The sequence below is a fragment of the Inquilinus sp. OTU3971 genome (assembly GCF_038440215.1).
Map to the genome: position 1 here is coordinate 1 of NZ_JASATH010000193.1, position 15,523 is coordinate 15,523.

Below are 15,523 nucleotides of genomic sequence, written 5' to 3' on the forward strand. Positions count from 1 at the left end.
GGCTCCCGGCCGCCGCAAGCCGCCGGACACGGGATGAGCCGCCGGCGAATTCACCGCTTCACCAACCCTCAGCATTCGCGAGCGCAGCCTTCCACACTCCCCCTCCCCTTGCGGGAGGGGGGTTGGGGGAGGGGTCTGCGCGCGTCCGCGCGCGAATGCGCAGAGGACAGGTCTCGCCGTCGGCCGAAGCGTCAGAGTTCAGGCCGGCCTTGATGGTGAAAACCCCCTCCCCCTGCCGCCTCCCGCAAGGGGAGGGGGGGACTCAAAAGAGGCGATGCATGAATGCCATGGCCCGCAGGGGGAGGGGGAGAGTGGAAAGACAGGTCGCGCCAAACGACTGACCGCCCTCACCCCGTCGCCAGGCCGCGCAAATTGCGGTTGGCGACGGCCAGCATCGACAGGTCGACCTGGTCCAGCGCCTTCAGCTCCGACACCAGCTGGTCGATCCGGTCCACCGGGGCGCGGCGATGGTCGACCCAGGCCTCGACCGCCGTCGCCCCGGCCGCGCCCGCCGGCGCGTCCTGCAGTGCCCGCACCGCCAGGTCGGCCTGCAGCGTGTACAGGTCGTCGACGATCGCCCCCACCGCCTGCTTCTGCCAATGGTTGCTGGCCGGCATCCGGCTGGCGCCGTCGCGCAGCCAGGCCAGGCCGAGCCGGCGGCCGGTCTCGAAATAGACCGACGCCACCTCGCTGACGCCGCGCCCGGCCTGGTCGGCGATGCGGATGATGTCCAGCCCCGCCGCCCACAGGTTCAGCCGGGCGACGCGGCGCGCCAGGTCCTCCGGGAAGCCGGCTTCGACGAAGCCCTGGGCGCGGGCGTCGATCACGGCACGGGCATCGTCGAAGATCGCGGCGTCCAGTTGGCTCTCCAGCTCGGCCAGGCCGGGCTTGAGATGCGCCACGTCCTGGCTGATGTTCAGGCCGCGGCCCTGCTGGCGCAGGATCCAGGCGACGCAGCGCTCGATCAGCCGCCTTGTCGCCAGCATGGCGCGGATCTGGGCCTGGGCCTGGGCCTTGTTGTCCAGCGCCTCGACCGCCGCCCAGATGTCGCGCAGGCCGAAGCCGTCGCGCACGATCAGATAGGCGCGGGCGATGTCGGCCACGCCCATGCCGGTCTTGTCCACCAGCTCGGAGACGAAGGTGGCGCCGACCCGGTTCACCATGCTGTTGGTGACATGGGTGGCCACGATCTCGCGCCGCAGCCGGTGCTGCGCGATGGCGTCCTTGAAGCGCTCGCGCAGCGCCGTCGGGAAGTACAGCACCAGGTCGTCGACCAAGGCCGGGTCGTCCGGCAGGTCGCTGGCCAGCAGCGCGTCGTAGATGGTGATCTTGGCATAGGCCAGGATCACCGCCTGCTCCGGCCGGGTCAGCCCCTCGCGGTGGCCCGAGCGCTGGGTCAGCTCCTCGTCGGTCGGCAGCATCTCGATCACGCGGTCGAGCTTGCCGGCCTTCTCCAGCCCGCGCATGAAGCGGGCCTGCTGGTCCAGCACCTCGAAGCCCTCGCCGACCGCCAGCGACAGCGCCTGGCTCTGCAGGTAGTTGTCGCGCAGCACCAGGTGGCCGACCTCCTCGGTCATGCTCTCCAGCACCACGTTGCGCTGCTTCAGCGTCAGGTCGCCGGCCTGGACCACGGCGCCCAGCAGGATCTTGATGTTGACCTCGTGGTCCGAGGTGTCGACGCCGGCCGAGTTGTCGATGAAGTCGGTGTTCAGCTTGCCGCCCGAGCCGCCGGCGCCGATACGGGCGAATTCGATGCGGCCGAACTGGGTGACGCCGAGATTGGCGCCCTCGCCGATCACCTTGGCGCGGACGTCGCGGCCGTTGATGCGCAGCGCGTCATTCGCCTTGTCGCCGACATCGGCGTGGCTCTCGTGGCTGCTCTTCACATAGGTGCCGATGCCGCCGAACCACAGCAGGTCGACCTGGGCCTTCAGCATCGCCTGCATCAGCTCGTTCGGCGTCACCGTCTCGCGCTCGATGCCGAAGCGGGCGCGGATCTCGGGCGACAGCTTGATCGACTTCGCCTTGCGGTCGAACACCGCGCCGCCGGGCGACAGCTTCGCCGTGTCGTACTGGTCCCAGGAGCCGCGGGCGAGGTCGAACAGCCGCTTGCGCTCGGCGAAGCTGACGGCCGCATCCGGGTCCGGGTCGACGAAGATGTGCAGGTGGTTGAAGGCGCCCAGCAGGCGGGTGTGCTCGGACAGGATCATGCCGTTGCCGAACACGTCGCCCGACATGTCGCCGACGCCGACGCAGGTGAAGTCCTGGCTCTGGATGTCGGTGCCGAGCTCGCGGAAATGCCGCTTCACCGATTCCCAGGCGCCGCGGGCGGTGATGCCCATCTTCTTGTGGTCGTAGCCGGCCGAGCCGCCGGAGGCGAAGGCGTCGTCCAGCCAGAAGCCGTAATCCTGGCTGACCCCGTTGGCGATGTCGGAGAAGGTGGCCGTGCCCTTGTCGGCCGCGACCACGAGATACGGGTCGTCCTCGTCATGCCGGACGACGCGCTCCGGATGCGTGGTCTCGCCGCCGACGATGGTGTCGGTGATGTCGAGCATGCCGCGCATCAGGATCTTGTAGCATTCGACTCCTTCGGCCTGGAACGCCTCGCGCCCGGCCGAGGCCGCCGGCGGCCGCTTCAGCACGAAGCCGCCCTTCGAGCCGACCGGCACGATGACGGTGTTCTTCACCATCTGCGCCTTCATCAGCCCCAGGATCTCGGTGCGGAAATCCTCGCGCCGGTCGGACCAGCGGATGCCGCCGCGGGCGACCTTGCCGCCGCGCAGGTGCACGCCCTCCATGCGCGGGCTGTAGACGAAGATCTCGCGCCAGGGCCGCGGCAGCGGCAGCTCCTCGACCGACAGGCTGTCCAGCTTCAGCGACAGATAGGGTTTCGGCCGGCCCTGGTCGTCGGTCTGGAAGTAGTTGGTGCGCAGGGTCGACCGCACCAGGTTCAGGTAGCGGCGGAGGATGCGGTCCTCGTCCAGGTTGGTCACCGCGTCCAGCGCGTGCTCGATCTCGACCAGCATGCCGCGGATCGCCACCTCGCGGTCGCCGGTCAGCTCCGGGTCGAAGCGGGTGGTGAACATGCGGACGATGGCGCGCGTCGTCTCCGGATGCGCCACCAGCGTGTCCTCGATCGTCTCCTGGCTGAAGGCGAAGCGGGCCTGGCGCAGGAACTTGGCATAGGCGCGCAAGAGCGTGATCGAGCGCCAGTCGAGCCCGCCGGCCAGCACCAGCCGGTTCAGCCGGTCGTCCTCCATGTCGCCGGTCCAGATCCGCTCGAAGGCGGTCTGGAACACGGCCTTCAGGCGATTCAGGTCGATCGCGTCGCCGCTGCGGCTGCGCATCTCGAAATCATGGATCCAGACCGGGGGCTGGCCCGAGAGCGCGACCTCGGTCGGGAACTCCGACACCACCTTGAAGCCGAGATGCTCCAGCATCGGCAGCACGTCGGACAGCGGCACCGGCGTGCCGCGGTGGTACAGCTTGAAGCGCAGCTCGTTCGGCGCCGCCTCGATCGGGCGGAACAGGTGCAGCCCGATCTCGCCGTCCTCGTCGATCTCCTCGATCCGCTCGATGTCGACGATCGCCGCCGTCGGCGCGGTCTCCTCGCGGTAGCCGGCCGGGAAGGCCTCGGCATAGCGGCGCAGCAGGATCAGGCCCTGCTCCTCGCCCTTCTTCTCGACCAGCGCCGATTGCAGCAGGTCGGACCAGCTGCGCCCGGCCTCGACCAGCCGCTCCTCGATCACGTCGACCGGTTCGTCGGTGCCGGCGCCGGGCTCGGTCTTGATCAGGAAGTGGACGCGGGCATGCGCCCCTTCGGTCATCTGGGTGGTGAAGGCGGTGACCGGGCCGCCGTAGGCCTTCTCCAGGATCTTCTGGATGCGGTGGCGCAGGTCGGTGTTGTAGCGGTCGCGCGGCACGTAGACGAGGCAGGAGACGAAGCGCCCGAACGGGTCGCGGCGCACGAACAGCGCGGTGCGCTGCCGCTCCTGCAGGTGCAGGACGCCCATGCCGATGTCGAGCAGCTGCTCCTCGGAGATCTGGAACAGCTCGTCGCGCGGATAGGTGTCGAGGATGTGGCCCAGCGCCTTGCCGTCATGGCTGCGCGGGTCCATCCCGGCGCGCGCCAGGGTGCGGCTGACCTTGGCCCGCAGATAGGGGATGTCGCGGGCGCTGCGGCTGTAGGCGACCGAGGTGAACAGGCCGACGAACATGTGGTCGCCCACCACCTCGCCGGCGTCGTCGAAGATCTTGACGGTGAAGACGTCGAGATGCACCGGCCGGTGCACCGTCGCCTTCAGGCTGGCCTTGGTGACGGTCAGCGGCGCCGTGCTGCGCAGCATCGACTGCGCCTCCTCCGACATCCGGTCGTAGCGGCGGGCGCCGTCGAACACCGAGACCTCGGGCTGGCGCAGGATGCCCAGGCCGCTGCCCGGCACGATCGCGATCTCGAGCCCGTCGTCGCTGCGAGCGAAGTCGTAGCGGCGATAGCCCAGGAAGGTGAAATGGTCGTCCTCGAGCCATTCCAGGAAGGCGATGATCTCGCGCGTCTCGCCCGGGTCGACCGGCAGCGCCTTGTGGTCGAGCTCCTCGAGCACGGTGCGGATCTGCTGCCGCATCGCGCCCCAGTCCTCGACCGCGGCCCGGACATCGGCCAGCACCGCCCGCAGCGTCGCCGCGATCCGGTCGAGCGTCGCCTGGTCGGTGCGCTCGTCGATCTGGACATGCATGAAGCTCTCGGCCGGCGTGCCCTCCGGCGCCGCAGCCGGGTCCTGCACATCGGTCAGCCTGCCCTGGGCGTCGCGGGTCACGGCCAGGATCGGGTGCACCACCAGATGCACGGTCAGGCCGAGCTCGGACATCGCCGCGGTCACCGAATCGACCAGGAACGGCATGTCGTCGTTGATGATCTCGATCACGGTGTGCGGGCTGCGCCAGCCGTAATCGTCATAGACCGGATTGAAGATCCGGATCTTGACCTCGCCCTTGCGGCGCTCGCCGCCGAACTGCAGCAGGCCGAGGGCGACGCTGTAGAGGGTGTCGGTGCCCTCGCGCAGCACGTCGTGCGGCGGCACGTTGCGGAAATACAGGCGGGTGAACCGCTCGGCCATTCCTCCCTTCGCCGGGTCGAGCCGCTGCTTGGCCAGGGCCACGACACCATCGACGATTTCGGCCTTGTGCTGATCGGCCTTTGACATCCTGCAGACTCCAGAGAGCGTGCGGCCCGGCCCCTCTCGAAACCATATTGGGCCGCATCAGGGCCCCAAGGGCATACAATCAACCCGGGTAAAAGGAAACCGCCGAACCGTGACGGTTCGGCGGCATTCTCCACCGATTTTGTCAGACGATACGGGCGGTTAGGACATTCCGGGTCACAAAGTCTCCGCAATCCGGTCTGAAATAACCCACCGTTGGTCCGGAACGTTCGCTTCGAACGTGTTCTGGACGGCGGCCCCGCTTCGCCTGTATGGAAGAACAGTATTGGAAGAAATGATTCCGCCGCCAAAACGAGAAAGAGAGAGCGTGTTGTCGAATCGTCATCGCCCCTCGCCGACCCTCTTCATCGCACTCGCCGCGGCCGCCCTGCTGGGCGCCTGCCAGACCGCCGGACAGCAGGCGCAGATCCCGCCCTATGATTTCCCGAAGGTGTCCAGCGCCTGGCATGACGAGGTCACGGTCGTCTACACCGGCACGCTCGAGGTCGGCCGGCCCTGCACCGTGCTGCGCCGCGACGACGGCAGCGAGGTGTCGATCCAGGGCAAGCCGGTTCCGGTCCGGATCGGCGACCGCGTCACCATTTCCGGCCCGACCGCGAAATGGTCGCTGTGCCAGACGCTGGAGACGATCCGCGCCGACAAGCTCGACGTCATGACCAGCGCCTATCTGCCGGCGTCCAACGGCACCGCCGTGACCGTGGCCCCCGGCGCCGTGGTCGTGCAGCCGATGCCCTGATCGCCGCCGGCATCACGGCATAGGGATTTTAACAGAGCGCAGGCATACTCCCGCCCGGACGCGGGAGGGGAGGCCCGGATGCTCTACGCCATTCTTTGCTACAACTCGGAAGAGGTCCTCGGTGCCTGGACGCAGGAGGAGGACGACGCGGTCATGGCCCGGCTCGAAATCGTCCACAAGCGGCTGGCCGCGGAAGGCAAGCTCGGCCCCGCTGCGCGGCTGGCCTTCACCAGCACCGCGACCACGCTGATGAAGGGCCACCAGCCGCCGCTGGTGATCGACGGCCCCTATGCCGAGACCAAGGAGCAGATGCTCGGCTTCTACGTGGTCGACTGCGACTCGCAGGACGAGGCGGTCGCCATCGCCCAGGAACTGGAGCAGGCGAATCCGGGTGTCGGCGGCTATGAGATCCGCCCGGTCCGGCTGTTCCTGCCGGGGACCGGCTCCAAAACCCCCGCAGCCTGACCCGCGCATCCCGACCTGGCTGCAGGCTGCTCGGACCCCGGCCGGCTCGACTCGGCTTGACTCTGCGGCGGCGTGGTGGCTTCATATTGGAACAAATACGGAACATCATGCCCTGCCAATGTCTGCCCTCGCCGCCCTGCGCGAGCGACTGAACCGATACGGATCCGCCGTCGAGGATCCGGGAGTCCTGCCGCTCGCCCTGCCCCCGATCGATGACCGCCTGCCGCGCGGCGGGCTGCCGCTCGGCCGCCTGCATCGGGTCGCCGGCGGCGACCCCGCCGGGGCGGCGGCCACCGGCTTCGCCGCGCGGCTGCTGGCCCGGCTGCAGCGGCGCGGGCCGGTGCTGTGGTGCGCCGCGGCCGACGATTTGTACCCGCCGGCCCTGGCCGCGCTGGGCCTGGCGCCGGACCGTCTGATCCTGGTCCGGCCGCGCGACGAGACCGGCGTGCTGGCAGTGGCGGAGGAGGCGTTGCGCACCGAGGGCTTCGGCGCCGTGCTGGCCGAGGCGGCGCGCACCGACCTGCTGGCCGAGCGGCGGCTGCAGCTGGCCTGCGAGGCCCGCGGCATCACTGCCCTGCTGCTGCAGCGCCGGCCGATCGCGCCGCGCGCCGGGCGCGACGGCATCGTCCGGGCCGGCGCCAGCGCGGCGGTGACGCGTTGGACCGTGGCCCCGGCGCCGAGTGGCGGCACCGCCGCCTGGGTCGGGCCGGCGCGCTGGGAGCTGGCCCTGACCCACAGCCGCGGCGGCCAGCCCGGCCGCTGGATCGTGGAGACCGAGGATGGGACGGATCGTCTCGCTGTGGTTGCCGAACTGGCCGATCACGCGACTGAGACTGTCGACACCCCCCGACGCCTGGCCGGCTGAGCCGGTCGCGATCGTCGAGACCGTCGAGCAGCGGCGCCAGGTGGTGGCGGTGGACGACCGCGGCTGGGCCGCCGGCATCCGGCCGCGGCAGAAGGCGACCGACGCCCGCGCCGTGCTGCCGGCGCTGGCCCTGATCCCCGCCGACCACGCCGCCGACGCCCGGGCCCTGGCCCGGCTGGTGCGCTGGGCCGGCCGCTACAGCCCCGCCGTGGCCCCCTGCCCGCCCGACGGGCTGTGGCTCGACATCACCGGCTGCGCCCATCTCTGGGGCGGCGAGGACGAGCTGGTGGCCGATCTGGCCGGGCGGCTGGAGCGCTGGGGCCTGCCCGCCCGCATCGCCGTCGCCGGCAGCTTCGGCGCCGCCTGGGCGCTGGCCCATCACGACCGGGCCGACCGGCGGATCCTGCCCGACGGTGCCGAACGCGCGGCCCTGGCGCCCCTGCCCACCGCGGCGCTGCGGCTGGACGAGGAGGCCGCGAAGGCGCTGCAGCGGATCGGCCTGACCCGGATCGGCGAGCTGCTGGCGGCGCCGCGCCCCGGCCTGGCCCGCCGCTTCGGCGCCGGCCCGCTGCTGCGGCTGGACCAGGCGCTGGGCCGGGCCGAGGAGACGGTCGGCTTCCGCCGCCCGCCGACGCCCTGGTTCGCCCGCCTGGCCTTCGCCGAGCCGATCGGCACGGCGGAGGACCTGCAGCGCGCCATCGCCGCGCTGGCCGCCGATCTCTGCGCCCGGCTGGAGGCGCGGATGATGGGCGCGGCCCAGTTCACCGCGGCCTTCCACCGGGTCGACAGCCGTTGCCAGACCATCGCCATCCGCACCGCCCTGCCGGTGCGCGACCCGGCCCGGGTCGGGCGCCTGCTGGCCGACCGGCTGGACCGGGTCGATCCCGGCTTCGGGGTCGAGGTGGCGACCCTGCGCGCCGATCGCGTCGCCCCGGTCGGCGGCCGTCAGTCGGGGCTGAGCAAGCTGGAGGGCGAAGGGACCGGGATCGGCGGAGATTCTAGAAGTTGTGATTCGACCATGGTCGAATCACTGGCGGGATTCGTCGACATCGTCGGCAACCGCATCGGCTTCGACCGGATCTGGCGCCCCGCCGCGGTTGAGAGCCACCTGCCCGAGCGCTGCGTCGCCGCCCGCCCGCCATTGGCGCCGGACCGGGCGAAACCCTGGCCGACCGGCTGGGTGCGCCCCTTGCGCCTGCTGCGCCGGCCGGAGCCGATCGAGGCGATCGCCCAGGTCCCGGACGACCCGCCGACCCAGTTCCGCTGGGCCGGCGCGACCCATCGCGTGCGCCGCGCCGACGGGCCGGAGCGCATCGCCTATGAATGGTGGCGCCGGGCCCGGCCGCAGGACCGGGCCGAGCCCGACATGATCCGCGACTATTACCGGGTGGAGGACGAGACCGGCCGCCGCTTCTGGGTCTACCGCGCCGGTCCGTATCTGCCCGACCGACCGCCGCGCTGGTTCCTGCACGGGATGTTCGACTGATGGCCGGGCTGATCTCACGGACTCGGCACGGTTTTAGTCCCCCTCCCCTTGGCAAGGCTATCCGCCGGCGGGAAACGGCCCCATGACCGCCTACGCCGAACTCCAGGTCACCACCAACTTCTCCTTCCTGCGCGGCGGGTCGCATCCGGAGGAGCTGGTGGAGACGGCGATCCTGCTGGGCCTGTCGGCCATCGCCGTGACCGACCGCAACTCCCTGGCCGGGATCGTGCGCGGCCATGTCATCGCCAACCGCGACGAGGACCGGCAGAAGGCCAGCCGCATCCCCTACATCGTCGGCTGCCGGCTGGACCTGGCCGACGCGCCGAGCCTCTTGTGCTACCCGACCGACCGCGCCGCCTATGGCCGGCTGTGCCGGCTGCTGACCATCGGCAACCGGCGGGCCAAGAAGGGGCAGTGCGACCTGTCCTTCGCCGACCTGCCGCCCTGGCTGGACGGGCAGATCCTGGTGGCGCTGCCGCCCGACCGGATCGACGACGCCTTCGCCGACCATCTGGCCCGCCTGAGGGCCGAGGCGCCGAAGCGCCTGTTCCTGGCCGCCAGCCACCGCTACCGCGGCGACGATGCCCGGCGCCTGGCCGAGCTGGCAGAGCTGGCGCGGCGGGTGCGGGTGCCGCTGGTCGCCACCAACGACGTGCTGTACCACGTGCCGGAGCGGCGGCGGCTGCAGGATGTCGTCACCTGCATCCGCGAGCACTGCACCATCGACGACGCCGGCTGGCGGCTGGAGGCCAATGCCGAACGGCACCTGAAGTCGCCCGAGGAGATGGCGCGGCTGTTCCGCGACCACCCGGAGGCGCTGGAGCGGACGGTCGAGATCGCCGAGCGCTGCCGTTTCAGCCTGGACGAGCTGGGCTACGAATACCCTGAGGAGATCACGCCGGACGGCGTTTCGGCGCAGGAGCGGCTGGAGCAGCTGACCCGGGAGGGCGCGGCCCGGCGCTATCCCGGTGGCGTGCCCGAGACGGTGCAGGCCCAGATCGACCGCGAGCTCGACCTGATCGGCCGGCGCGACTACGCCCCCTTCTTCCTGACCGTGGCCGATATCGTCGCCTACGCCACGAGGGAGGGCATCCTGAACCAAGGCCGCGGCTCGGCGGCGAACAGCGTCGTCTGCTACTGCCTCGGCATCACCGCCATCGACCCGGTGCAGATGGACCTGCTGTTCGAGCGCTTCGTCAGCGAGGAGCGCAACGAGCCGCCCGACATCGATGTCGATTTCGAGCATGAGCGGCGCGAGGAGGTGATCCAGCACATCTATGACAAGTTCGGCCGCCACCGCACCGCGCTGACGGCCACCGTGATCTGCTACCGCACCCGGGCCGCGGTGCGCGACGTCGGCAAGGCGATGGGCCTGTCGGAGGACATGATCGGCGCCCTGACCGGCTCGGTCTGGGGCTGGAGCATGAACGGCCTGGACGAAAAGCAGGTGCGCGAGGCCGGGCTGGACCCGGCCGATCCCCGGCTGCGGCTGGCGCTGGAGCTCGCGGTCGAGCTGATGGGCTTCCCCCGCCATCTCAGCCAGCACACCGGCGGCTTCGTCTTCGCCCGCAGGCGGCTGGACGAGATGGTGCCGATCGAGAATGCGGCGATGGACGACCGCACCGTCATCTGCTGGGACAAGGACGACCTCGACGCCGTCGGCATGCTCAAGGTCGACGTGCTGGCGCTGGGCATGCTCACCGCGCTGAAGCGCTGCTTCGACCTGATGAACCGGCACTATCCGGAGCGGTACCCAGAGCCGCTCGCCCTCGGCATGACGCCGCGCGAGGACCCCGAGGTCTACGAGATGCTGAGCCGCGCCGATTCGATCGGCGTGTTCCAGGTCGAATCCCGGGCCCAGCAATCGATGCTGCCGCGGCTGAAGCCGAAGAAGTTCTATGACCTGGTGATCGAGGTGGCGATCGTCCGGCCGGGGCCGATCCAGGGCGACATGGTGCATCCCTATCTGCGCCGCCGCGACGGCATCGAGGAGGCGACCTATCCGAAGCCGGAGGTCGAAGGGGTGCTGAAGAAGACGCTCGGCGTGCCGCTGTTCCAGGAGCAGGGCATGAAACTGGCCAGCGTCGCCGCCGGCTTCTCGCCCAGCGAATCCGACCGGCTGCGCCGGGCCATGGCCACCTTCCGCAACGAGGGCACGATCCACCGCTACGAGCGGCGCTTCATCGACGGCATGATCGCCAACGGCTATGAGCGCGACTTCGCCGAGCGCTGCTTCAACCAGATCAAGGGCTTCGGCAGCTACGGCTTCCCCGAGGCGCATGCCGCCTCCTTCGCGCTGCTGGTCTATGAGAGCGCCTGGGTCAAGCACCGCCACCCCGAGGTGTTCTGCTGCGCCCTGATCAACTCCCAGCCGATGGGCTTCTACGCCCCGGCCCAGCTGGTGCGCGACGCGCGCGAGCACGGCGTCGAAATCCGCCCGGTCGACGTCAATCGCAGCGACTGGGACTGCACCCTGGAGCCGACCGGCGGCCAGGACCACGCCGTGCGCCTCGGCCTGCGGCTGGTGAAGGGGCTGAGCAAGGATGAGGGCGAAGAGATCGTGAAGACGCGCGGCGCCGGCTATGCCTCGCCGGCCGAGCTGGTGCGCCGCGCCGGCGTCTCGTCCCGCGCCCTGAACCGGTTGGCCGAGGCCGCCGCCTTCGGCTCGATGGGGCTCGACCGGCAGCAGGGGCTGTGGGCCGTGGCCGGGATGGAGGGCGAGGCCCTGCCGCTGTTCGCCGCCCGCCCGGCCCAGCTGGCCTTGTTCGAGGAGGAGGCGGCCGAGCTGCCGCCCCTGCCGCCGGGGCTGGAGGTGCTGGAGGACTACGCCACCACCGGCCTGTCGCTGACCCGCCATCCGCTGGCGCTGCTGCGCCCAGCGCTCGCCAGGCTCGGCATCGTCCCGGCCCGCAGCCTGCGCGACGACGAGACCCGCGACGGCGCCCGCATCCGCGTCGCCGGCATCGTGCTGTTCCGGCAGCGGCCGCAGACCGCCAACGACACCATCTTCGTCACCGTCGAGGATGAGAGCGGCGCCGCCAACATCGTGGTCTGGTCGCATGTGTCGGAGCAGTACCGCCGCGCCGTCTATGCCGGCCGCCTGCTGGCCTGCGAGGGCCGGGTGCAGAAGGTGGGCGAGGGCGAGCACCAGGTGATCCATGTCGTGGCCGAGCGCTTCGTCGACTGGACCGACCAGCTGCCGGTCCTGGCCCGCGGCACCGACCAGGTAGCACTCGACCCCGGCCACCAGGCCCGCCCCCGCGCCGACCCCAGCCGCGGCCACCGGGTGACGCTGCGCAGCCGCGACTTCAAGTGAGAGAGCCGCGCCTTCCCGCGGCCGCAAAACCCGGCTAAAGCTCCGCCCCATGTCCCTGCTGCGCGGCATGGCGACGGTCGGGGGGTTGACGGCCGTCAGCCGGATCGCCGGATTCGCCCGCGATATCCTGACCGCCTCGCTGCTGGGCGCGGGGCCGATGGCCGACGCCTTCGTGATCGCGGTCAAGCTGCCCAACCTGGCCCGGCGCCTGTTCGCCGACGGCGCCTTCATGGTCACCTTCGTGCCGCAATACGCGGCCGAGCGGGGCGAACGCGGCCGGGCCGCGGCCCTGGCCTTCGCCGGCGAGGTGCTGGCCGCGCTGCTGGCCGTGCTGATCCCGCTGACCGTGCTGGCCCTGCTGGCCATGCCCGCGGTCCTGGCAGTGATCGCCCCGGGCTTCGTCGCCGACCCGGTGCGCGAGGTGCTGGCGCTGGATTATGCCCGGCTGGCCTTCCCCTATCTGCTGCTGATGTCGGTCTCGGCCCTGCTCGGCGGCGTGCTGAACGCGCAGGAGAAGCTGGCCCCCTTCGCCGCGGCGCCGATCCTGTTCAACCTGGTGCTGATCGCGGCGCTGCTGTTCGGCACCCATCTCGCCGGGTCGCCCGGCCGGGCGCTGGCGATCGGCGTCACCCTGTCCGGCATCGTCCAGCTGGCCTGGCTGGCGCTGGCCTGCCGCCGCCACGGCGTGCCGGTGCGGCTGATGCCGCCCCGGATCGGGCCGCGGCTGCGCCGCCTGGTGGTGCTGATGGGGCCGGGCGCGATCGGCACCGGCATCACCCAGATCCAGATGGTGCTGAACACCCTGATCGCCAGCTTCCTGCCGGCCGGGGCGGTCAGCGCCCTGTACTATGCCGACCGGCTGACCCAGCTGCCGCTCGGCATCGTCGGCATCGCGCTGGGCACCGCCCTCCTGCCCACCCTGACCCGCCTGCTGGTCGAGGACCGGCCGCAGGATGTCGCGGCGACCCAGAGCCGGGCGATCGAATACGGGCTGCTGCTGGGCCTGCCCGCCGCGGCCGGGCTGATCGTGCTGGCCGGGCCGATCGTGCATGGGCTGTTCGAGCGCGGCGCCTTCGGGCCGGAGCAGACCGTGGCGGTGGCCGGGGCGCTCGCCGCCTACGCCGCCGGCATCCCGGCCTATATCCTGATCCGGGTGTTCTCGACCCTGTGCTTCGCCCGGCAGGACACGACGACGCCGATGCGCACCGCGCTCGCCGCCACGGTCCTGGCCGTGGCCGGCGCCGTGCTGCTGATGCGGCCCCTGGGCCATGTCGGCATCGCGCTGGCGACCGGCGTCTCGGCCTGGGCCAATGCCGGCCTGCTGGCCTGGTCGCTGCGCCGCCGCGGCGCCCTGCCGATCGATGCCGGGCTGCGCCGGCGCGGCGGCCGGATCCTGCTGGCGGCGCTGGGCATGGCGGCCGGGCTGCTGCTGGCCCGGCAGGGGATGACGGCGACCGGCTATGCGGCCCTGGCCGCGCTGATCGCCGGCGGCGGCGCGCTCTACGCCGCCCTGTGCTTGGCTCTGGGCGCGGTCGACCGTGGCGAACTCGCCAAGTTCAGGCGCCGCGGGCATCAGGCGGGTTGACCCGCCCGCACCGCCCCGGCCATAAACCGAGCCTCCCCACCCCTCTGCGGCATCGGCGGACATGAAGCGCATCTTCTCGGGCATCCAGCCCACCCACAACATGCACCTCGGCAACTATCTCGGCGCGGTGCGGAACTGGGTGGCGCTGCAGGACGGGGCGGAGTTCGAGACGATCTACTGCGTCGTCGACCTGCACGCGCTGACCCAGCCGCAGGATCCGGTCGAGCTGCGCGCCCATATCCGCGAGCTGACCGCGACGCTGCTGGCCGTCGGCATCGACCCGGCGCGCAGCATCCTGTTCGCGCAGAGCCAGGTGCCCGGCCACAGCGAGCTGGCCTGGCTGTTCTCCTGCGTCACCCCGCTGGGCTGGCTGCGGCGGATGACCCAGTTCAAGGACAAGGCCGGCAAGCAGCAGGACACGGCGATGCACGGCCTGCTCGCCTATCCCGTGCTGATGGCGGCGGACATCCTCTTGTACAAGGGCACGCATGTGCCGGTCGGCGAGGACCAGAAGCAGCATCTGGAGCTGACCCGCGACATCGCCCAGTCCTTCAACCAGCGCTACGGCGTCGACTTCTTCCCGCTGCCGGAGCCGCAGATCCTGGGGTCGGCGACGCGGGTGATGAGCCTGCGCGACGGGTCGAAGAAGATGAGCAAGTCGGACGAGTCCGATTACAGCCGCATCAACATGACCGACGATGCCGACACCATCGCGCTGAAGTTCCGCCGCGCCAAGACCGACCCGGAGCCGCTGCCGGCCGAAGCGGCCGGGCTGGCGGGCCGGCCGGAGGCCGAGAACCTGGTCGCCATCTACGGCGCCCTGGCCGGCAAGGATGTCGATGCGGTGCTGGCCGAGTTCGGCGGGGCGCCGTTCTCGACCTTCAAGGGCGCCCTGACCGACATCGCGGTCGCGGTGCTGGCGCCGATCGGCGGCGAGATGCGCCGGCTGATGGCCGATCCCGGCCATGTCGATGCGGTGCTGCGCCGGGGCGGCGAGAAGGCCGCGGCCATCGCGGCGCCGGTGCTGGCCGAGACGCAGGACATCATGGGACTGCTGCGGCCGTGAGGGAGCGTCCGATCTCGGCCCTGCCCAATCTCGGGCCCAAGACCGCGGAGTGGCTCGCCGCCGTCGGCATCACCAGCGAGGCGGAGCTGCGCGCCATCGGCCCGATCGCGGCCTGGCAGCGGCTGAAGGCGGCGCAGCCGGAGCTGATCACGGTGAACGCGCTCTACGCCCTGCACGGCGCCCTGACCAACCAGCACTGGGCCTCGCTGCCCCAGGAGCTGCGCGCCCTGCTGCGCAAGGACGCCGGAGTGGAGTGAGGCTGCGGCCGGTGGTCACCGGCCCGGAATGCCCCTATATTGAGGACATGAACCGCATTCTGTCCCCGATCGAGTCGGAATTCGCCACGGCCGAAGAGGCCGAGGCCTATGACCGCTGGTTCCGCACCAAAGTGGAAGCAGCACTGGCCAGCACGCAGCCCTCGATTCCCCATGACGAGGCGATGGCACGCCTGCGCGCGCTGATCGACGAGAAGCGCCGCGCTTATGCTGCCCGTAAGCTGGAGCGCTGAAGCTCTCGCCGATCTCGAGCAGATCCTCGGCTACATCGCCGAACGCAATCCGGCTGCGGCGGATCGGTTGCTGGCTATCGCTACTGACACCGCGGAACGGCTGTCGGAGCATCCCTATCTGTATCGACCGGGCCGCGTCGCCGGAACGCGCGAGGCCGTGATCCACCCGAACTACATCATCGTCTATCGGGTCGGCCCATCCGTCATTGATATCCTGAGCGTCCTCCACGCCCGCCAAGCCTATCCGCCGAGCTGAAGCAGGTCGTCACCTTCCGCG

The 15,523-nt window shown here is 70.9% G+C and carries 11 protein-coding genes; 10 read left to right on the forward strand and 1 reads right to left on the reverse strand.

The window, feature by feature from the left end:
• Positions 1–347: 347 nt before the first annotated feature.
• Entirely contained in the window at positions 348–5,201 is a 4,854-nt protein-coding gene (locus tag AAHM41_RS32910) for an NAD-glutamate dehydrogenase (protein WP_342240859.1), read from the reverse strand.
• A gap of 328 nt (positions 5,202–5,529) precedes the next feature.
• On the opposite strand from AAHM41_RS32910, the gene AAHM41_RS32915 reads away from it, so the two are divergent.
• The 10 genes from AAHM41_RS32915 (at position 5,530) to AAHM41_RS32960 (ending at position 15,502) form a co-directional block, all read left to right on the forward strand.
• On the forward strand, positions 5,530–5,955 hold the full coding sequence (locus AAHM41_RS32915) for a DUF5818 domain-containing protein (RefSeq protein WP_342240860.1): 426 nt from the start codon (positions 5,530–5,532) through the stop codon (positions 5,953–5,955).
• Positions 5,956–6,033: 78 nt separating this feature from the next.
• Entirely contained in the window at positions 6,034–6,420 is a 387-nt protein-coding gene (locus tag AAHM41_RS32920; RefSeq protein WP_342240861.1) for a YciI family protein, read from the forward strand.
• Positions 6,421–6,538: 118 nt separating this feature from the next.
• Positions 6,539–7,285 (forward strand): ImuA family protein, encoded by a 747-nt coding sequence (locus AAHM41_RS32925; protein WP_342240862.1) that lies wholly within the window; start codon positions 6,539–6,541, stop codon positions 7,283–7,285.
• Positions 7,200–8,771 carry a Y-family DNA polymerase gene (locus AAHM41_RS32930; RefSeq protein ID WP_342240863.1) on the forward strand — a complete coding sequence of 524 codons (1,572 nt, stop codon included), beginning with the start codon at positions 7,200–7,202 and terminating at the stop codon, positions 8,769–8,771. Before AAHM41_RS32925 ends, AAHM41_RS32930 begins: the two co-directional genes overlap by 86 nt.
• Before the next feature lie 82 nt (positions 8,772–8,853).
• On the forward strand, positions 8,854–12,087 hold the full coding sequence (locus AAHM41_RS32935) for an error-prone DNA polymerase (RefSeq protein WP_342240864.1): 3,234 nt from the start codon (positions 8,854–8,856) through the stop codon (positions 12,085–12,087).
• 49 nt (positions 12,088–12,136) lie between these two features.
• The gene (gene murJ / locus AAHM41_RS32940; RefSeq protein WP_342240865.1) at positions 12,137–13,672 is read left to right on the forward strand and encodes a murein biosynthesis integral membrane protein MurJ; all 1,536 of its coding nucleotides are present in this window, start codon (positions 12,137–12,139) and stop codon (positions 13,670–13,672) included.
• A 61-nt stretch (positions 13,673–13,733) separates the two neighbouring features.
• The gene (gene trpS / locus AAHM41_RS32945; protein WP_342240866.1) at positions 13,734–14,738 is read left to right on the forward strand and encodes a tryptophan--tRNA ligase; all 1,005 of its coding nucleotides are present in this window, start codon (positions 13,734–13,736) and stop codon (positions 14,736–14,738) included.
• Positions 14,735–14,995 (forward strand): TfoX/Sxy family protein, encoded by a 261-nt coding sequence (locus AAHM41_RS32950; protein ID WP_342240867.1) that lies wholly within the window; start codon positions 14,735–14,737, stop codon positions 14,993–14,995. The genes trpS and AAHM41_RS32950 overlap by 4 nt, the downstream gene beginning before the upstream one ends.
• Complete coding sequence (gene relB, locus AAHM41_RS32955; RefSeq protein ID WP_342240868.1) at positions 14,992–15,246, forward strand: type II toxin-antitoxin system RelB family antitoxin; 255 nt, start codon at positions 14,992–14,994, stop codon at positions 15,244–15,246. The genes AAHM41_RS32950 and relB overlap by 4 nt, the downstream gene beginning before the upstream one ends.
• Positions 15,221–15,502 (forward strand): type II toxin-antitoxin system RelE/ParE family toxin, encoded by a 282-nt coding sequence (locus tag AAHM41_RS32960; protein WP_342240869.1) that lies wholly within the window; start codon positions 15,221–15,223, stop codon positions 15,500–15,502. The genes relB and AAHM41_RS32960 overlap by 26 nt, the downstream gene beginning before the upstream one ends.
• Positions 15,503–15,523: the final 21 nt, after the last annotated feature.

Bases quoted from the DNA above. Each gene is read 5' to 3' on its own strand.
- AAHM41_RS32910 (WP_342240859.1), bottom strand. From the start codon at position 5,201: ATGTCAAAGGCCGATCAGCACAAGGCCGAAATCGTCGATGGTGTCGTG.
- AAHM41_RS32920 (WP_342240861.1), top strand. From the start codon at position 6,034: ATGCTCTACGCCATTCTTTGCTACAACTCGGAAGAGGTCCTCGGTGCC.
- AAHM41_RS32925 (WP_342240862.1), top strand. From the start codon at position 6,539: ATGTCTGCCCTCGCCGCCCTGCGCGAGCGACTGAACCGATACGGATCC.
- AAHM41_RS32930 (WP_342240863.1), top strand. From the start codon at position 7,200: ATGGGACGGATCGTCTCGCTGTGGTTGCCGAACTGGCCGATCACGCGA.
- AAHM41_RS32935 (WP_342240864.1), top strand. From the start codon at position 8,854: ATGACCGCCTACGCCGAACTCCAGGTCACCACCAACTTCTCCTTCCTG.
- murJ (WP_342240865.1), top strand. From the start codon at position 12,137: ATGTCCCTGCTGCGCGGCATGGCGACGGTCGGGGGGTTGACGGCCGTC.
- trpS (WP_342240866.1), top strand. From the start codon at position 13,734: ATGAAGCGCATCTTCTCGGGCATCCAGCCCACCCACAACATGCACCTC.
- AAHM41_RS32960 (WP_342240869.1), top strand. From the start codon at position 15,221: ATGCTGCCCGTAAGCTGGAGCGCTGAAGCTCTCGCCGATCTCGAGCAG.